General features: G+C 63.8%; 20 protein-coding genes. 11 read left to right on the forward strand and 9 right to left on the reverse strand.

Annotated elements, in window-relative coordinates; genetic code table 11:
* Positions 1-204: 204 nt before the first annotated feature.
* Positions 205-1746, reverse strand: a complete 1542-nt coding sequence (locus tag FHS28_RS00005; protein ID WP_088449656.1) for a fumarate hydratase — start codon at positions 1744-1746, stop codon at positions 205-207.
* Between the two features lie 190 nt (positions 1747-1936).
* Positions 1937-2320 carry a hypothetical protein gene (locus tag FHS28_RS00010; RefSeq protein WP_088449655.1) on the reverse strand — a complete coding sequence of 128 codons (384 nt, stop codon included), beginning with the start codon at positions 2318-2320 and terminating at the stop codon, positions 1937-1939.
* An 84-nt stretch (positions 2321-2404) separates the two neighbouring features.
* On the opposite strand from FHS28_RS00010, the gene FHS28_RS00015 reads away from it, so the two are divergent.
* The 4 genes from FHS28_RS00015 (at position 2405) to FHS28_RS00030 (ending at position 5100) form a co-directional block, all read left to right on the forward strand.
* The gene (locus FHS28_RS00015) at positions 2405-2542 is read left to right on the forward strand and encodes a hypothetical protein (protein ID WP_184293898.1); all 138 of its coding nucleotides are present in this window, start codon (positions 2405-2407) and stop codon (positions 2540-2542) included.
* Between the two features lie 91 nt (positions 2543-2633).
* Entirely contained in the window at positions 2634-3494 is an 861-nt protein-coding gene (locus tag FHS28_RS00020) for a PIN domain-containing protein (protein WP_088449654.1), read from the forward strand.
* Between the two features lie 156 nt (positions 3495-3650).
* Positions 3651-3872, forward strand: a complete 222-nt coding sequence (locus FHS28_RS00025; RefSeq protein ID WP_088449653.1) for a hypothetical protein — start codon at positions 3651-3653, stop codon at positions 3870-3872.
* Positions 3873-4224: 352 nt separating this feature from the next.
* Positions 4225-5100, forward strand: coding sequence for a PEP-CTERM sorting domain-containing protein (locus FHS28_RS00030; protein WP_088449652.1), 876 nt, complete (start codon positions 4225-4227; stop codon positions 5098-5100).
* Here the strand turns inward: FHS28_RS00030 and FHS28_RS00035 are convergent.
* The 3 genes from FHS28_RS00035 to FHS28_RS00045 all read right to left on the reverse strand — a co-directional run bounded on the left by FHS28_RS00035 (position 5093) and on the right by FHS28_RS00045 (position 6099).
* Positions 5093-5299 (reverse strand): hypothetical protein, encoded by a 207-nt coding sequence (locus FHS28_RS00035; protein ID WP_088449651.1) that lies wholly within the window; start codon positions 5297-5299, stop codon positions 5093-5095. The two genes, FHS28_RS00030 and FHS28_RS00035, sit on opposite strands and share 8 nt — an antisense overlap.
* 10 nt (positions 5300-5309) lie before the next feature.
* Positions 5310-5777, reverse strand: coding sequence for a DUF4265 domain-containing protein (locus tag FHS28_RS00040; protein ID WP_088449650.1), 468 nt, complete (start codon positions 5775-5777; stop codon positions 5310-5312).
* A 61-nt stretch (positions 5778-5838) separates the two neighbouring features.
* Positions 5839-6099: a hypothetical protein gene (locus tag FHS28_RS00045; protein ID WP_184293900.1), complete on the reverse strand. Its 261-nt coding sequence runs from the start codon at positions 6097-6099 to the stop codon at positions 5839-5841.
* 164 nt (positions 6100-6263) lie between these two features.
* Between FHS28_RS00045 and nhaA the strand changes: the two genes are divergently transcribed.
* The gene (gene nhaA, locus FHS28_RS00050; RefSeq protein WP_088449648.1) at positions 6264-7472 is read left to right on the forward strand and encodes a Na+/H+ antiporter NhaA; all 1209 of its coding nucleotides are present in this window, start codon (positions 6264-6266) and stop codon (positions 7470-7472) included.
* A 61-nt stretch (positions 7473-7533) separates the two neighbouring features.
* On the opposite strand, the gene FHS28_RS00055 is transcribed toward nhaA, so the two are convergent.
* Positions 7534-8094, reverse strand: a complete 561-nt coding sequence (locus FHS28_RS00055; RefSeq protein WP_246409362.1) for a TIGR00645 family protein — start codon at positions 8092-8094, stop codon at positions 7534-7536.
* 264 nt (positions 8095-8358) lie between these two features.
* Between FHS28_RS00055 and acs the strand changes: the two genes are divergently transcribed.
* Both acs and FHS28_RS00065 read left to right on the forward strand, forming a co-directional pair.
* A complete protein-coding gene (acs, locus tag FHS28_RS00060; RefSeq protein ID WP_088449646.1) occupies positions 8359-10317 on the forward strand; it encodes an acetate--CoA ligase in 1959 nt (652 codons plus the stop codon).
* A 119-nt stretch (positions 10318-10436) separates the two neighbouring features.
* Complete coding sequence (locus FHS28_RS00065; RefSeq protein WP_184293902.1) at positions 10437-10964, forward strand: DUF3016 domain-containing protein; 528 nt, start codon at positions 10437-10439, stop codon at positions 10962-10964.
* 72 nt (positions 10965-11036) lie between these two features.
* Here the strand turns inward: FHS28_RS00065 and rpmG are convergent, their stop codons facing one another.
* From rpmG to trxB, 3 genes are all read right to left on the reverse strand, one after another.
* Complete coding sequence (gene rpmG / locus FHS28_RS00070; protein WP_025564431.1) at positions 11037-11207, reverse strand: 50S ribosomal protein L33; 171 nt, start codon at positions 11205-11207, stop codon at positions 11037-11039.
* A gap of 19 nt (positions 11208-11226) precedes the next feature.
* Entirely contained in the window at positions 11227-11460 is a 234-nt protein-coding gene (gene rpmB, locus FHS28_RS00075) for a 50S ribosomal protein L28 (protein WP_058934742.1), read from the reverse strand.
* A 289-nt stretch (positions 11461-11749) separates the two neighbouring features.
* Positions 11750-12709 carry a thioredoxin-disulfide reductase gene (gene trxB / locus FHS28_RS00080; protein ID WP_088449644.1) on the reverse strand — a complete coding sequence of 320 codons (960 nt, stop codon included), beginning with the start codon at positions 12707-12709 and terminating at the stop codon, positions 11750-11752.
* A gap of 170 nt (positions 12710-12879) precedes the next feature.
* Here trxB and FHS28_RS00085 point away from each other — a divergent pair, with 170 nt between their 5' ends.
* The 4 genes from FHS28_RS00085 (at position 12880) to FHS28_RS00100 (ending at position 18179) form a co-directional block, all read left to right on the forward strand.
* Positions 12880-13548, forward strand: a complete 669-nt coding sequence (locus tag FHS28_RS00085) for a Crp/Fnr family transcriptional regulator (RefSeq protein WP_058934744.1) — start codon at positions 12880-12882, stop codon at positions 13546-13548.
* Positions 13549-13606: 58 nt separating this feature from the next.
* On the forward strand, positions 13607-16066 hold the full coding sequence (locus FHS28_RS00090) for a DNA translocase FtsK (protein WP_088449643.1): 2460 nt from the start codon (positions 13607-13609) through the stop codon (positions 16064-16066).
* A 98-nt stretch (positions 16067-16164) separates the two neighbouring features.
* On the forward strand, positions 16165-16779 hold the full coding sequence (gene lolA / locus FHS28_RS00095; protein WP_310736715.1) for an outer membrane lipoprotein periplasmic chaperone LolA: 615 nt from the start codon (positions 16165-16167) through the stop codon (positions 16777-16779).
* 29 nt (positions 16780-16808) lie between these two features.
* The gene (locus FHS28_RS00100; RefSeq protein WP_088449641.1) at positions 16809-18179 is read left to right on the forward strand and encodes a replication-associated recombination protein A; all 1371 of its coding nucleotides are present in this window, start codon (positions 16809-16811) and stop codon (positions 18177-18179) included.
* Positions 18180-18308 lie beyond the last annotated feature (129 nt).

Below are 18308 nucleotides of genomic sequence, written 5' to 3' on the forward strand. Positions count from 1 at the left end.
GAGAGTTCAGACAGGAATTGAAAAACCAACAGCGCCTGGGAGGTCAGGCGCTCAATTGCGAATAGCCCGTGTCCGGTTGTGCGGGGGCAAGATCAGAATGGGCGGAACGAAATGAACAACGGCCGCCCGAGGGTGGCCGCCAGGAAGCGATGCTACTTGACGGCGCATGCGTGACGCACGCAGCCGCCAAGCAGCGTGCAACCATCAGCCCGCCGTCACCGGAATGGTCACCGCCTTGCCCGAGGCAATGCGTTCCTTCCACTCGGCCGGGCCGGTGATGTGGGCGCTGGTGCCGCCCGCATCCACCGCCACGGTGACCGGCATGTCCACCACGTCGAATTCGTAGATGGCTTCCATGCCCAGGTCTTCGAAGCCGACCACCTTGGCCGCCTTGATTGCCTTGGACACGAGATAAGCGGAACCGCCCACCGCCATCAGGTACGCACTCTTGTGATTGCGGATCGACTCGATCGCGACCGGGCCGCGTTCAGCCTTGCCGACCATCGCGATCAGGCCGGTCTTCTCCAGCATCATGTCGGTGAACTTGTCCATGCGGGTGGCGGTGGTGGGGCCCGCCGGGCCGACCACTTCGTCCCGCACCGGATCCACCGGGCCGACGTAATAGATGACGCGGTTGGTGAAGTCCACCGGCAGGGACTCGCCCTTGGCCAGCATGTCCTGGATGCGCTTGTGCGCGGCGTCGCGGCCGGTGAGCATCTTGCCGTTCAGCAGCAGCGTGTCGCCCGGCTTCCAGCTGGCCACTTCTTCCTTGGTCAGCGCATTCAGGTCCACGCGCTTGCTCTTGTTGTAGTCCGGCGCCCATTCGACGTCCGGCCACAGGTCGAGGCTGGGCGGATCGATGTAGGCGGGGCCGCTGCCGTCCAGCACGAAGTGGGCATGCCGGGTGGCGGCGCAGTTCGGGATCATCGCCACCGGCTTGGAGGCGGCGTGCGTCGGATAGGTCTTGATCTTGACGTCCAGCACGGTCGTCAGGCCGCCCAGGCCCTGCGCCCCAATGCCCAGCGCATTGACCTTCTCGTACAGCTCGATCCGCAGTTCTTCCAGCTTGTTCTGGGGGCCGCGAGCCAGCAGCTCATACATGTCGATGTCTTCCATCAACGATTCCTTGGCCATGAGCATCGCCTTCTCGGCGGTGCCGCCGACGCCCAGGCCCAGCATGCCGGGCGGGCACCAGCCGGCGCCCATGGTCGGCACCGTCTTGAGCACCCAGTCGACCAGGTTGTCGCTAGGATTCATCATGACGAACTTGCTCTTGTTCTCCGAACCGCCGCCCTTGGCGGCCACCATCACATCGACGGTGTTGCCCGGGACCACGTGCATGGAGATGACGGCCGGCGTGTTGTCCTTGGTGTTCTTGCGATCGAAGATCGGGTCGGACAGCACCGAGGCACGCAGCTTGTTGTCGGCGTGGTTGTAGGCGCGGCGCACGCCTTCGTTCACCGCGTCGTCGATAGAGCCGGGGAAGTCAGCGAACCGCACGTCCATGCCGATCTTCAGGAAGACGTTGACGATGCCGGTGTCCTGGCAGATGGGGCGGCGGCCTTCCGCGCACATCTTGGAGTTGGTCAGGATCTGGGCGATGGCGTCCTTGGCGGCGGCGCTTTGCTCGCGTTCATAGGCGCGGGCCAGATGCTGGATGTAGTCGGCCGGGTGGTAGTAGCTGATGTACTGCAGCGCGGCGGCGACGCTGTCGACGAGGTCGGCGTAGCGGATCGTGGTGGTCATGGTCGTGCTTGTCTCACAAGGGCAACCTGAGCATTATCGCAAGGTAGGCAGGGTCCCGCTTACGCTGGAACGCGGAGGTTGTCGCACGGTTAGTGTGGCCCACAGCACGCAGGTAAGAGAATTGTTGCGATGCTACGGAGCCACTCGTTGATTTTTGAGAGCGCTTAACGGTATGTCTACCTGGGCCGGATCACTTCAGTGTCCCGTGCGACACCCTGGGCTCAACTGCCCCGGCTTCACGGGAGATCAGTGTCACCTCGATCACCGTGAACCGCTTGGTCTTCTTGTTGATGTAGAACGTCTCCGTTCCCCCGGTCAAGCTAGCAACCATGATCAGGACGACGTTCTCTTCGTCCTCGAATGCTTTGGTTGTCGGGTTGCCATTGCCGCTCGGCCATGACACGAATGGCGTGGGGGTGTTCAAGTTGGCGATAGTCACCTGCGAGCCCTTGTGCTCGGTGTTGGACTTGGTGAATGTGCCTACGTATCCCGCTGGGGTCGGGACCGCACTTGCCACACTGCTTGCAATCACCAGCGATACCGCGAGCGTTGCTTCTCGGAACATGTTCATCATGGTTTTCCTCCCTGACCAGATGCTACTGGGTGCAGCTCGGCTCAGTCACTAGCCTAGACTCCCAGTGATCAGGGGGTGAGCCCCATGGACGACGAGAAGTTCTGGGCCGAAGTGGAAGTCGATCAGACAGAGGAAGGGTTGTGGCAACCCGTGTTGGTTGTGGGGAAGGGCGAAGGCCACATGTTGGTGTTGCTCGATGAACTGCGTGGGATGCAAGCCTAAGACCGCCGCCGCAGAGCCATCCGGAGCACTACCAACGCCCCGATGCTCCGCGCACGGCAGAATTTCGCCATTCCAACACAGTGAGCTCAGCATGGCGGGAGGCATCCAAAAGCTGCTGTTCGTGGACACCAACATCTGGCTGGACTTCTACAGGGCGCGCAATGAAGCACTGATCGGCTTGCTCGACAAGGTGCAAGGCATCAAGACCAAGGTCATCGTCACCCACCAGCTGGAGACTGAGTTCAAGAAGAACCGTCAGGTGGTTATCCTCGAAAGCGTCAATGTTTTAAAAGAGCACATCCCCAGGTCGGTACCTAGCGTGGGCGTTCTTTCGCAGGCCAAGCAGTTTCAACTTCTTGGTAATGACATCAAGGAGGCGAGGAAACGCATCGCGCGACTTCAGGATCGTCTGATCGCCATGCTCGAGAGCCCCAGTCAGAAGGATCCGGTCTACAAGGCTGCGCATCGAATCTTTCACCGCACCGACGACTTAGTGCTCACAAGGGACGACAAAGACAAGGAGCTACGCCGGGAAATCCGAGAGCGGGCCGAGCGTCGCTTCATGCACGGATGTCCACCTCGCAAGAAGAACGACACTTCGTACGGAGATTCCATCAACTGGGAATGGATGATCGAATGTGCGATCAAGAACAACGCAGAGCTTGTGATCGTCTCTCGCGATTCGGACTACGGAGCTAGCTACGGCAAGAAGTCGTACATCAATGACCATCTTCGACATGAATTCTCCAACCGAGTCAGCCAGAAACGCGACCTCCTTCTATATACCAAACTCTCTGAAGCACTCAAGCACTTCAAGGTGACCGTTACTCAAGCACAAGTGAATGCGGAGGCGGAGTTGGTGGAGGACCCGCAGATCGGCGCCGCACACGTGGACGAGTTCCCGAACGTTGACGACCCGCACGCCACTTTGCAGGGTCACGACCAGGGGTAGCCATTTTTGGGCGATCCTCGATGTTGGTTGCGTCGAAAGGCAGCTTGAAAGGGCAGCTTACGGTTTGAAGAGTCGATGCCAATGTGGGTGTCATCCGGCCGGCACAACAATCGCGGAACCCACAAGTGCCAGTACTGCATGTGACGCATCAACGACTTGAGCCACTACGAGCCGGGCAATGTGTTCATCCGGCTATCCAGCGAGAACGCGCGTCAAGGCAAGCTCGGCACCAAGCACACCAAAGAGACGAAGGGCGAGATGAGCGCGGTACGTGAAGGCAAGCCAAACGGGCAGAAGTGCAAGACGCGATCGGTGCCCGCTTGGAACAACGGCAAAGCCGGGTCCGCTGACCATGGCAACTCGATCAGCGTCGGCTGACCGGCTTCAAGTACGACGTAGTGATATGCCCTCACTGCTGTGAGCAGGGCGGCGAGAACAAAATGCCGAAGAGCCACTTCGACAACCGCAAGCACAACGGTCAGAGCCGCTTGTTCAGATCTTGAGATCGCGCGGCCTCAGGTTTGCACAAGGCTTGCAAACACTGGCCTGGCCTCGTGCCTTCTAGTCACGCTACGAGGTAGCTTGCGCCGATGTACTGCAGCGCGGCGACACGCTCCACGAGGTCGGCGTGGCGGATTCAGTGGCTGCTTCACTGTGACCCCCGGACCCGGGGGCATTTCAATGGCCCGTCTGCCGGCAGGAGATACTCCGGCCCCGAGGGAGAGAACCAATGAAAATGACATGGATGGCGGCCGTTGCCGCTCTGGTTTCAATGACCTGCAGCGCATCGGCCAGCGCGCAGACGTACGAACTCAAGCTCACTGGAAGCTTCACCACCCGGCTGACTTCGACCCAATGCAGCGGTTGCGCCAATGAGTGGCTGGATCAACCGATGTTGGTGCCGTTTTCAACCACGTTGTTGCTCAGCTTCGGCAGCGGGCCGGTGACCGGTGGGGTGCTGGATGAAACCAGCCCGTACTACAAGTATTACAGGATCCCGGATATTGCGGTCCTGCAGCCCGGCAGCTTGACCGAAGCGCTGCCTGCAGAGTTGGTCGAGCCTCACGACGCGTCGATGCCCACAATGCAACACAGTGACACCCGCAGCGTCGAGGAATACCGTACCCAGATCGGAGGGCAGACTGAGCCGCAGCCGGGCTCGTTGGGGCGTTCCTGGACGGCCTCACGGACCGAAGAGTGGGCCACGGTGTCGGGAGATGACCGATGGGGCCGGCAGCTCATCGTGAGCGGGACGTTGACGGACTCCCTCAGCGCTTTGGATGCGCCGTTCAATTCCGGTGCCTTCGTGGCCCAGTTGTACCGGGACGTAGGATGCGTGAACTGCCTGAACATCACCGGATTGAGTTTCTGGCGGAGCGCGGACGAGGGGCACTACCGGTATGGCCTGGGCTCAGCCACGCTGGTGTCCCTGCGGGAGCTGGCATCGCCCGTGCCTGAGCCGTCTTCGTGGCTGCTGACGATCGCCGGGCTCGGGCTGATCGCTTGGAGAGCCCGTCGGCGGGTTCAGGCGCTGAGCTTGAGCCCGGTGAACGGATCACGGAAGGATCGGTCGCGGCCCGTTGGGGTGTCCGGCTGCCTTACTTGAGGTCGAGGCCCCAGTCAGCTTTGGCGGCGTCCTGGATATCTCGGAGCATGTACTCCATCTTCTGCAGGTCTTCATCCGCCATCAGCTGCTCGTCTTCGTCTTGGGTGGTTGCCGAGACCTGCTCCAGATGCTGTTGATGGCGCTTCAGCGCTTGCCAGAGGATGTTGTATTCGCTGACGATCAGTCTGATGACGGCCATGGGTTCACTTCTACGTTGACAAGGGTCGAAGATCGCCAGGGGCAGAGGCCACGTCAAACTCCAGTCCCGTGCCGTCTTCGCGCGCCAGTCGGGTGAGAAAACCCTCCCATTCATCCCGAGGTACCGCCGGCGGAATGCCCAGCGCCCAGTACTTCCCGTCAAACGCCGTTTCGACGATGCAGTCTCGGGCCTTCAACCAGTCCCGCAGCGCCAGCTGCTGCGCGGGCTCCTTGCAATAAGCATGGAGCGTGACGAACCCAGACCGCTGAATCACTGCTTCAAACCAGAGGCCGCCGCCGTCTTCCACCGCGGTGACCACATCGCCCCAGGCGACGCCGTGAGCGAAGTAGGGCACGTTGAGCAGCTTGAACCGCCCCGTCGCGATCTGCTTGCACCAGATCGATTCGACGGGGTAGGGCGGCCATTCGTCCTCGTCCTGCTCCAGGCGCCATAGCACCTTGATTTCGTCATCCGTCATTGACGTGCGGAGCAGGTTGGCACAGCGGATATGCGGAAGAGAGCGGCAGCGCGCGGCCCGCTCAGTTGCCTCCGCCCGTCGTGCCGCGTGCGGGGCGGGCCATGCGGGCTGCTTCCTCCGCCAGGCGCTGACGCTCTTCCTCGCTCGGCTTCGGCGCGCAGACGCGCTTGGCCAGCATCGACCCGGTCTGGGCCTCTCCGCGCTCGCACGCTCGAGCTTGCGCCACGGTGGGGTCAGCGTCCGGCTTGTCCGTGGCCTGGCCGGCACATGCAGACAGCACCAGTGCCAGCACCGGCATGGCGATCACAGCAATAACTCGCATCCAAACTCCCTCGGGTGATTGATTTGTGGCCGGCATGCTAGCAGCTGCGCGTGGCCCGTCCACCCCCTGGAAGTGGGCAGATGTGCTTACACCTGTTTGGGCTCTCCGCACTCCCGGGGAGGAGTGTTAGCCTTCAGGGAGACGACTTCAGGATCCTCCACCCCATGCAGACCCTGCCGCGCCTCACCTCCGGCCTTCAGCGATTCTTCGCCAGCGAATCCTCCGGGGGCATCGTGCTCGCGGTGGCAGCACTGGCAGCCCTGCTCCTGAGCAACTCCGCCTGGGCGCCGCTGTACACCGCCTTCACCCAGATCCCCGGAGAGGTCAACATCGGCGACGGCGCCCTGGTCCTGGCCAAACCGCTCATCGTCTGGGTCAACGACCTCTGGATGGCGGTGTTCTTTTTCCTGGTCGGCCTGGAAATCAAACGCGAGTTCGTCAGCGGTGAGCTGGCGCAGCGGTCCCAGGCGGTGCTGCCGGCCGTGGCGGCCCTGGGCGGCATGGTCGTCCCCGCGCTGATCTATGCCGGCCTGAACTGGCAAGACCCGGTGGCGCTGAACGGCTGGGCCATTCCAGCGGCGACCGACATCGCCTTTGCCATCGGCATCGTCATGCTGCTGGGCCCGCGGGTGCCGGCATCGCTCAAGATCTTCCTGACCGCTGTGGCCATCATGGACGACCTGGGCGCCATTGTGGTCATCGCGCTGTTCTACACCAGCCAGCTGTCGGTGACGATGCTCGCGGCGGCGGCGGTCTGCATGCTGGTGCTGTGGCTGCTGAACCGCACAGGCGTGAGGCGCGCCGACCTGTACATCGTCGTGGGGCTGGTGATGTGGCTCTGCGTGTTGAAGTCCGGCGTGCATGCCACGCTGGCAGGGGTGGCCACCGCGCTGTTCATTCCGTCGCAAGGGGCGGATGGGACGGATGGCGAAGACGGCCATTCCCCGGCCGAGCAACTGGAACATGGGCTGCACCCGTGGGTCGCCTTCCTGGTGCTGCCGATGTTCGCCTTCGCCAATGCGGGTGTGTCGCTGCGCGGGATCTCCGTGTCGGACCTGCTGCATCCGGTGTCGCTCGGCATCGCGCTGGGCCTGCTGCTGGGCAAGGCCATCGGCGTGTTCGGCACCGCCTGGTTGATGATCCGCGCAGGCTGGGCCAGCAAACCCGGTGGCGCCGACTGGATGCAGCTCTTCGGCGTCTGTGTGCTTTGCGGCATCGGCTTCACCATGAGCCTGTTCATCGGCGGCCTGGCCTTTGCAGGGCTGGCCGCCGACTTCGAGACGCGGGTCAAGCTGGGGGTGATCGGCGGCTCGCTGCTGTCTGGGGTGGTGGGGACCCTGATCCTGATGCGCCGACCGGCCGCTGCCGGATGAAGAGGCGCGAAGCCCGTTGAACGCCGGGGAGGGCCCCGCCCCGGCCGTTTTGCTCAGTCGCTCAGTGCTTGTGGGCGCTGTTTCCCGAGAGCAGCCGGTCCGTCGCCGCAATCGCCAGCGCGGAGAACAGGAAGGCCACATGGATGATGGTCTGCCAGATCAGCACCTTCTCTTCAATGTTGTTGGCATTGATGAAGGTCTTGAGCAGATGGATGGATGAGATGCCGATGATGGCCGTGGCCAGCTTCACCTTCAGCACCGACGCATTCACATGGTCCAGCCATTCCGGCTGGTCCGGATGGCCCTCCAGCTTCAGGCGGGACACAAAAGTCTCGTAACCGCCGACGATCACCATGATCAGCAGGTTGGAGATCATCACCACGTCGATCAGACCCAGCACCGCCAGCATCACGATGGTTTCGTTGAGCTTGAGCTGGCCGCCCTCATTCAGGATCTCGGCCTTGTAGCCCACGCTCTTGACCAGCAGGCGCAGTGCTTCGTCGTTGCCAAACGCAGCCTCCACCAGGTGGATCAGCTCGCTCCAGAACTGCACCACATACACGCCCTGGGCCAGGATCAGACCCAGATACAGCGGCAGCTGCAGCCAGCGGCTGTGAAACATCACCGCTGGGAAAAACCCCAAGTGGGGGGCGGGCCGTGGCGTTGCGGGGTGCGCTCGGTCGGCGTCTCGATCAGGATGAAGGTCTGACATGGGCGGTGTTTCAGCTCGGCGGAAGGTTGGGGGACGTCGGTGAGACAGAGGGTGAGCGATTTTAGTGAGCTGCAGCCTTCGGTAGAGTAAGGCGATCGTCAGTGTGAAACCGCAAAGTCGCGGCGACAGGCCCGGACCAGAGCAACTGCACAACGACCCGCACGGAGACAAGGCATGAGCGACAAGATCTACACCCCCCCAGCATCCGCCGTCCAGGGGGCGCACGTATCCGGCATGGCCGCCTATGAGGCGCTGTGCAAGGAAGCGGAGTCGGACTACACCGGCTACTGGGCGCGTCTCGCCCGCGAGTTGCTGAGCTGGAAGCAGCCCTTCACCCAGGTGCTCAACGACAGTGAGGCGCCATTCTTCAAGTGGTTCGAAGATGGCCGCCTCAACGCGAGCTACAACTGCCTGGACCGCCATGTGGAAGCCGGTCGGGGTGACCGGGTCGCGCTGATCTTCGAAGCGGACGACGGCACCGTCACCCGCGTCACCTACGCGGAACTGCTGGCCAAAACCTGCCAGCTCGCCAATGCGCTCAAGGCACGCGGCGTGAACAAGGGCGACCGGGTGGTCATCTACATGCCGATGTCGGTGGAAGGTGTGGTGGCCATGCAGGCCTGCGCCCGCATCGGCGCCACGCATTCGGTGGTGTTCGGTGGCTTCTCGGCCCAGTCCCTGCGCGACCGGGTACAGGATGCCGGCGCGGTGATGGTGCTCACGGCCGACGAGCAGGCCCGCGGCGGCAAGTCGCTGCCGCTCAAGAGCATCGTGGACGAAGCGCTGGCCGACAACAGCTGCCCCACCATCCGCCAGGTGATCGTCTATCGCCGCACCGGCGGAAAAATTGGCTGGGTGGATGGCCGCGATCAATGGCTGCATGAGGTGCTGGCCGACCAGCCCACCACCAGTGAACCCGAATGGGTCGAGGCCGAACATCCGCTGTTCCTGCTCTACACCTCCGGCTCCACCGGCAAGCCCAAGGGCGTGCAGCACAGCACCGGCGGTTACCTGCTGCATGCGGCGCTGACCACCAAGTGGACCTTCGACCTGAAGGACAGCGACATCTTCTGGTGTACCGCTGACATTGGCTGGGTGACCGGCCACACCTACATCACCTACGGCCCGCTGGCCCTGGGCGGCACCGAGGTGGTGTTCGAAGGCATTCCCACCTATCCGGACGCCGGCCGCTTCTGGCAGATGATCCAGAAGCACAAGGTGACGATCTTCTACACGGCGCCGACGGCGATCCGCTCCCTGATCAAGGCCGCGGAAACCAACGAGGCCGTGCATCCCAAAAACTACGACCTGAGCTCGCTGCGCATCCTTGGCTCGGTGGGTGAGCCGATCAATCCGGCGGCGTGGGAGTGGTACCACCAGCATGTGGGTGGCGGCCGCTGCCCGATCGTGGACACCTTCTGGCAGACCGAAACCGGCGGCCACATGATCACTCCGCTGCCGGGCGCCACGCCGCTGGTGCCGGGCTCCTGCACGTTGCCGTTCCCCGGCATTGCCGCGGCCATCGTGGACGAAACCGGCCATGACGTGCCGAATGGGCAGGGCGGCATCCTGGTGGTGAAGAAGCCGTGGCCGTCGATGATCCGCACCATCTACGGCGATTCGGATCGCTTCAAGAAGAGCTACTACCCGCCGGAGCTCAAGGGCTACTACCTGGCAGGCGATGGCGCCATCCGCGACGAGAAGACCGGCTACTTCACCATCACCGGGCGGATTGATGACGTGCTGAACGTGTCGGGCCACCGCATGGGCACGATGGAGATCGAATCAGCGCTGGTGAGCTGCACCGAACTGGTGGCGGAAGCCGCGGTGGTCGGCCGCCCGGACGACACCACCGGCGAGGCCATCTGCGCCTTCGTGGTTCTCAAGCGCCCCCGCCCCAGCGGCGACGAGGCCAAGGCGATCGCCAAGCAGCTGCGCGACTGGGTGGCCAAGGAGATCGGCCCGATCGCCAAGCCCAAGGACATCCGCTTCGGCGACAACCTGCCCAAGACCCGCAGCGGCAAGATCATGCGCCGGCTGTTGCGCTCGGTTGCCAAGGGCGAGTCGGTGACACAGGACACCTCCACGCTGGAGAACCCGGCCATCCTGGAGCAGCTGGGCCAGGCCTATTGAGCCGGATCGGAACGTGCGATTGATGAACCGCCTGTCGACAGGGTGAAGGCCCTGCCGGCTGGCCGTTCTGATGCGGACGTGTCCATAATTCACGGGCAATCTCACTGATGGAGCGCCCTATGAGCCGATTCTCAACCGTCCTGTCTTCCCTGCGGATGCTCGGAGGGGTGTCTGTCTCGCTGCTGGCGCTGTCCGCTTCCGCGTCGGCGGTGGCGCAGGCCGATGTCAGCTTCAAGGAGCCGGACAAGTTCTCGGACATCGGCGAGACCGCCTGGGACCGGGAGAACGCCATGAAGCAGATCGAGGCCCACATCAAGCGCCAGGCGGAGCGGGAACTGCCCGGCAAGCAGCTGAAGATCGAGTTCACCGACATCGATCTGGCGGGCGAGCTGGAGCCGCGCGTGGCTGCCAACCGCGTTCGGGTGCTCCGCACGGTGACCATTCCCCGCATGGAGTTCACCTACAGCCTGACCGAGAACGGCCAGGTGGTGGAGCAGGGCAAGGCCACCATCAACGACATGAACTATCAAAGCTCCACCAACCGCTATTTCGACAGCGAGCCCTTCCGCTACGAGAAGAAGATGCTGGACGACTGGATGGCCAAGGAGCTGCTGCACAAGAACCGGCTGGCACACAACGGCCCTTGAGGCTCGTTCGCCGGCGAATGCAGACAACAAAAAACCCGCCATCGGCGGGTTTTTTATGAAGGATCCGCTGAATTACTTCAGCTTGATTTCCTTGTACAGCACGTGCTTGCGTGCCTTGGGGTCGAACTTCATGAATTCCAGCTTTTCGGGCGTGGTCTTCTTGTTCTTGTTCGTGGTGTAGAAATGACCAGTGCCGGCAGTGGATTCCAGCTTGATCTTTTCGCGTCCGCCTTTGGATGCCATGGTGTCGCTCCTTCAGTGATTAGGCTTGACCGCGAGCACGCAGGTCGGCCAGCACGGCGTCGATGCCGTTCTTGTCGATCAGACGCAGGCCAGCATTGCTGATGCGCAGACGGACCCAGCGGTTTTCGCTTTCGACCCAGAAACGACGGTATTGCAGGTTCGGGAGGAACCGGCGCTTGGTTTTGTTGTTGGCGTGGGAAACGTTGTTCCCGACCATGGGCTTCTTGCCCGTGACTTCGCAGACGCGTGCCATGAGGACACTCCGATACTTGTCGTACAGCGACTGTTCGTCCACCTGCCGACTCACCCAAAAAAGGTGAACCTGCAAGGACGCACAGCGGCCTCACCTCGCCAGAAAGGGTGGCGGTAACCCCCCGCACCGAAGCCCTTCACAGGAGGTCGTCGCGGGAAAACGCGGACTGTAGCACAAAGCAAAGGGTCTGCGAAGCGCCAAGCGCCTGCAGGCCCCAGGATCCAGCACCCGGTCCGGCAAAAATGCCGCGACAGATGCCCCGACGAACGTCGCCACTCAGGGCGCCGCGTCAGCCGGCTTCCTGCTCCAGGAAACGCTGCGCATCCAGGGCCGCCATGCAGCCGGTGCCGGCGCTGGTGATGGCCTGGCGGTAGACATGGTCCTGCACGTCGCCGGCGGCGAACACGCCGGGCACGCTGGTCATGGTGGCAAAGCCGTCCAGACCGCTGCGCGTGCGGATGTAGCCGTCCTTCATCTCGATCTGGTTCTGGAAGATCTCGGTGTTGGGGCGGTGGCCGATGGCGATGAACACGCCCTGCAGCTTCACCTCTTCAGTGCTGTCATCCTTGGTGCTCTTCACCCGGATGCCGGTGACCCCACTGGCGTCGCCCAGCACTTCGTCCAGTGTGCTGAACAGATGCAGCTCGATCTTGCCGGCGCGGACCTTGTCCATCAGCTTGTCGACCAGGATCGGCTCGGCGCGGAACTTGTCGCGGCGGTGGATCACATGCACCTTGCTGGCGATGTTGGACAGATACAGCGCCTCTTCCACGGCGGTGTTGCCGCCGCCGACCACGCAGACTTCCTGCTCGCGGTAGAAGAAGCCGTCACAGGTGGCGCAGGCGCTGACGCCGCGGCCCATGAAGGACTCTTCGGAGGGCAGACCCAGGTATTGCGCCGACGCGCCGGTGGCGATGATGACGGCGTCCGCGGTGTAGGTGTTGCTGTCGCCCACCAGTGTGAACGGGCGCTTGCTGAAGTCCACCGAGTTGACGTGATCGAACACGATCTCGGTCTGGAAGCGCTCGGCATGCTCCTGGAAGCGCTGCATCAGCTCCGGGCCCTGCACCCCCATCACGTCCGCCGGCCAGTTGTCGACTTCGGTGGTGGTCATGAGCTGACCGCCCTGGGCCATGCCCGTCACCAGCAAAGGCTTCAAATTGGCTCGGGCCGCATAGATGGCGGCGGTATAACCGGCAGGGCCTGATCCAAGGATCAGGAGCTGGGTGTGGCGGGTGGTTTGGCTCATGGGAAAAAGATGGGGACGCACGTCGGGCGCACAAGGGGTGACAGCCTACGGCCTTCACCCTATCAACACCCGTGAACAAGTTGGCACAATGCATCCATTCTAGGTTGCACCTTGGGGGTGCAGCCGGAATCTCAGAATTGACCCTAGACCCCGACAGGAGGTGCCTCTTTATGGCCATGTTGTCCAACCTGGATCTGATCCGCAGGGTCCCTTTGTTTTCCCTGTTGACTGCTGACCAGGCCCAGTCCATTGCGGACAGTGTCGTCAAGCGGCGCTTCAAGCGTGGGGAACTGATCGTCGAACAAGGGACGAAGTCCAACGCCCTGTTCATCCTGCTCAACGGACGCGCACGCGTCCTGACCGCGGACAACCGCGGTCGCGAGGTCATCCTGGCGGTATTGCAGCCCGGCGACTATGTGGGCGAGATGAGCCTCATCGACAACGAACCGCATTCGGCGACGGTGCGTGCCGAGGTGCAGACCGACATGCTGGTCCTCGGCCGCTCGGACTTCGCCCGCGGCCTGCCCGAACCGAGCAGCCTGGCCTACGGCATCCTGCGCGGCCTGGTGGCGCGTCTGCGCAATGCCGACCGCCAGATCGAGTCGCTGGCCCTGCTGGACGTCTACGGTCGCGTGGCCCGCACGCTGCTGGACATGGCGGAAGAAGAGAAGGGCGTGAAGATCATCCGCGGCAAGGTGTCCCGTCAGGACATGGCCAAGGTGGTCGGTGCGTCCCGCGAGATGGTCAGCCGGGTCATGAAGGACCTGGAGGACAAGGGCGTCATCGAGACCCTGGAGAACGGCTCCGTGGTGATCAAGGAACGCCTGCAACACGATTGAACATGTTCAGGGCGGGCTGCCCGGCAGATCCGGGGGATAGCTGCGTCACAATCGCACCATGAGCTTCCCCGGTTCCCTGCTGGGCGGCGATGACGCCGCCGCTGAGCTGTCCGATTCCCCGAACGACCGTCCGAGCGAACGCCCGGAACGGTCCTCCGAGCGTTCGGCCGATCGTCTGTCTGAACGTTCCTCCGAACGGTCATCGGATCGTCCTGCCCGCAAGTCACGCAAGGCGGTCCCTGCCGCGCCGGTGCCCACCAGCCCGCTGCGCACGCCCATCTGGCTGCTGGCCAGTGCCATGGTGTGGGGCCTGGTGCTGCTGGCCATGCTGAGCCACAACAAGGCGGACAACGCCTTCAGCGTCGCCGCCGGTCAGGCCGTGACGCAGAACCGCATGGGCACGCTCGGCGCCTGGATCTCCGACCTGATGCTGTTCGGCTTCGGCTACTCCTGCTGGTGGCTGCTGCTGGTGAGCCTGCGCAGCTGGCTGGGATGCCTGGCGCGCCTGCTGCGGGCCGATGGGTCCACCGCGCCGACCCTGCGCGAACGGCTCCCCACTGCCGCGGGTGTGCTGCTGCTGATGGCCGCCAGCTGCTCGCTGGAATGGACCCGTCTTTACGGCTGGGAGCCGCATCTCCCCGGCCATGCCGGCGGCGTGCTGGGGTACTGGCTCGGCCCGCTGAGCATGAAGCTGCTGGGCTTTGACGGCTCGGCCGTGGTGTGGATTGCCGGTCTGGTGGTCGGTTTCTCGCTGGCGCTCAAGTTCTCCTGGCTGCACGTGGCTGAGGACATCGGCGCCTGGCTGGAACGGCTGCGGGAGAAGCGGGTCGTCAAGCGCGAGATCGCCGAAGACAAGCGGGTGGGCAAGGTCGCCAAGCAGGAACGTGAAGCCGTGGTGGAGGTGGAACGTCAGGTGCTGGTGGAAGAGCATGTGCCCATCGTGATCGAGCCGACGGTGGTGGAAGTGCCCAAGTCCACCCGTGTGGCGAAGGAACGGCAGCAGACGCTGTTCATCGATCCGGCCGACACCAAGCTGCCGCAGGTCGATCTGCTGGATGCGCCGCCGCCGCGGGTCGAGACGGTCACGCCCGAGTCGCTGGAAATGACCAGCCGCATGATCGAGAAGAAGCTCAAGGACTTCGGCGTGGAAGTCCGTGTGGTGGCGGCTTCGCCGGGCCCGGTCATCACCCGCTACGAGATCGAGCCGGCGACCGGGGTCAAGGGCTCGCAGATCGTCAATCTGGCCAAGGATCTGGCCCGCTCGCTGAGCCTGACCTCCATCCGCGTGGTGGAAACCATCCCCGGCAAGAACTTCATGGCGCTGGAGCTGCCCAATGCGCGGCGCCAGACCATCCGCCTGTCCGAGATCCTCGGCTCGCAGATCTATGCGGACGCCTCGTCTCCGCTCACCATGGGCCTGGGCAAGGACATCATCGGCCTGCCGGTGGTGGCCGACCTTGCCAAGATGCCGCACTGCCTGGTAGCCGGTACCACCGGTTCGGGCAAGTCGGTGGGCATCAACGCGATGATCCTGAGCCTGCTCTACAAGGCGGAAGCGCGGGATGTCCGTCTGATCCTGATCGACCCGAAGATGCTGGAAATGAGCGTCTACGAAGGCATCCCCCACCTGCTGGCGCCGGTCGTCACCGACATGAAGCAGGCCGGCAATGCGCTGAACTGGTGTGTGGGCGAAATGGAACGGCGCTACAAGCTCATGTCCAAGATGGGCGTGCGCAACCTGGCGGGCTACAACAAGAAGATTTCCGATGCGAATGAGCGGGAAGAGAAGATCCCCAACCCGTTCAGCCTGACGCCGGAAGAGCCGGAGCCGCTGGACCGCCTGCCTCACATCGTGGTGGTGATCGACGAGCTGGCCGACCTGATGATGGTGGTCGGCAAGAAGATCGAAGAGCTGATCGCCCGTCTGGCGCAGAAGGCACGGGCCGCCGGCATCCACCTGATCCTGGCCACGCAGCGTCCGTCGGTGGATGTGATCACCGGCCTGATCAAGGCCAACATCCCGACGCGCCTGTCCTTCCAGGTCAGCAGCAAGATCGACAGCCGCACCATCCTCGACCAGATGGGCGCCGAAGCGCTGCTGGGCATGGGTGACATGCTCTACATGGCCTCCGGCACCGGCCTGCCGGTACGGGTGCACGGCGCCTTCGTCAGTGACGACGAAGTGCACCGCGTGGTCGAGTACTTGAAAGAGCAGGGCGGAGAACCCAACTACATCGAAGGCATCCTCGAAGGCGGCGTGCTGGACGATGCCGGTGGCGGTGATGGCCTGCCGGGCCTGGTGGCCGGCGGCGATGGAGAATCGGACCCGATGTACGACCAGGCCGTGGCCATCGTGCTGCAGCACAAGCGGGCGTCGATTTCTCTGGTGCAGCGCCATTTGCGCATCGGCTACAACCGGGCGGCCCGTTTGCTGGAGCAGATGGAGAAATCCGGCCTCGTCTCGGCGATGGCCACCAATGGCAACCGCGACATCGTGGTCCCCAAGCGGGACGAATGATGTTGCTTCACTGACCTCGATCCTTCATGTCCTTTCTGCGCTCCCTGGTTCTGCCGCTTGTTTCTTCCTTTGGGGGGGCGTCACTGCGCGCGACCTCCGTGACCGCTCGTGCCCTGGCCGGCGTCGCGCTGCTGGCTGCTGCCGGCCTGGCGCAGGCCGATGGGGTGGCGTCGCTGCAGCAGTTCGTCACCGAGGTGAAGAGCGGCCGCGCCACCTTCAACCAGACGGTGACCGCCCCGGACGGCAAGCGCAAGAAGAGCACCACCGGCACCTTCGAATTCCAGCGTCCCAACCAGTTCCGCTTCAGCTACGACAAGCCGGCGGAACAGCTGATCATTGGCGACGGCAAGAAGGTCTGGGTCTACGACCCCGACCTGTCCCAGGCCAGCGTGCGCAACATGGACCAGGCCCTGGGCGCGACCCCGGTGGCGCTGCTGGCCGGCGGCGACCTGTCCAAGGACTTCACCCTCAAGTCCCAGCCCGCCGAGCAGGGCGTGGAATGGGCCCTGGCGACGCCCAAGCGCAGCGACAGCGGCTTGCAGAGCCTGCGTCTGGGCTTCCGCGGGCGTGAGCTGGTGGCGCTGGAGATCGTCGACGCCTTTGGCCAGCGGTCGGTGATGCAGTTCAACTCGGTGCAGGTGAATGCCAGGGTGGCGCCGGAGCGCTTCCGCTTTGATCCGCCGGCCGGCACCGATGTGATGGAACAGCGCTGAGTGGCCACCGAGAACGGCGACCCAGCGGCATGAGCAACGCTTCCCTGTTTCCGGACGAGTTCGATCCGGTTCCCAGCGGCGCCGCCACACCGGCGCCGGTGAGCGCGCATGCGCCGCTGCCCGAGCGGCTGCGGCCGCGCAAGCTGGACGATGTGGTGGGCCAGCGGCATCTGCTGGGCGAAGGCATGCCGCTGCGCGTGGCGCTGGAAAGCGGCCGACCGCACAGCATGATCCTCTGGGGTCCGCCGGGCGTTGGCAAGACCACGCTGGCGCGCCTGATGGCGCAGTTTTTCGACGCCCAGTTCATTGCCATCTCCGCGGTGCTTGGGGGAGTGAAGGACATTCGCGAGGCGGTGGACCGCGCCTTGGCCGCGGCCGGGCAGGGGCGCCGCACCATCGTGTTCGTGGACGAGGTGCACCGCTTCAACAAGGCACAGCAGGATGCCTTCCTGCCGCATGTCGAATCGGGCCTGTTCAGCTTCATCGGCGCGACGACGGAGAACCCGTCCTTCGAGGTCAATTCGGCACTGCTGTCCCGCGCGACCGTCCATGTGCTGAAGGCGCTGGATGAGCAGGACATGCGCGAGTTGCTGCGTCGCGGCGGCGAGCTGTTGAGCAGCCCGCCGCTGACCGAAACCGCCATTCAGCGGCTGATCGGTTATGCGGACGGCGACGCCCGGCGCCTGCTCAATACATTGGAAACCGCTGCCCAGCTGACGCCTCCCGGCACCGCCGAGATCGACGAGACACTGCTGGAGCGCACCCTCGGCGAGCAGCTGCGGCGGTACGACAAGGGCGGCGACCAGTTCTACGACGTGATTTCGGCGCTGCACAAGTCGGTGCGAGGCTCCAATCCGGATGCGGCGCTGTACTGGATGGTCCGCATGCTGGATGGCGGCGTGGATGCCCGCTACATCAGCCGGCGGCTGGTCCGCATGGCCAGCGAGGACATCGGCCTGGCCGACCCGCGGGCGCTGCGCATCTGCCTGGATGCGGCGGAGACTTACGAACGGCTGGGATCTCCGGAAGGGGAGCTCACGCTGGCGCAGGCGGCCGTCTATCTGGCCATCGCACCCAAATCGAATGCCGTCTACAACGCCTACAACCAGGTCAAGGCGCTGATCAAGCAGGACAGTTCCCGTCCGGTGCCGGTGCACCTGCGCAATGCGCCGACCCGGCTGATGAAGGAACTGGGCTACGGGAAGGCTTACCGGTATGCCCACGACTTTCCCGGGGCCTATGTGGCGGGCGAGCAGTACCTGCCGGATGGACTGGAAGACCAGCGCTTTTACGAGCCGGTCCCTCGCGGTCTGGAGCTCAAGATTGGCGAGCGTCTGAAGGAACTGCGCCGACAGGACGCCGCAGCGCGGGGTGAGCAGGATGACGCCGCCGAGGCTTGAGGGCCTGGGGCGAGTCCTCACCGGCGCGCTTGTGGGTGCGCTGACTTCGTTCCTGGTCGCCACGGCTGCCGTCGCGGCCGTTGGAGCGGGCCATAGCGCGGCACCGGCGTCCAGACAGGCGGTGACACC

It is taken from the genome of Roseateles terrae (genome assembly GCF_014192155.1).
In the GTDB taxonomy this organism is placed as follows: Bacteria; Pseudomonadota; Gammaproteobacteria; order Burkholderiales; family Burkholderiaceae_C; genus Roseateles; species Roseateles terrae.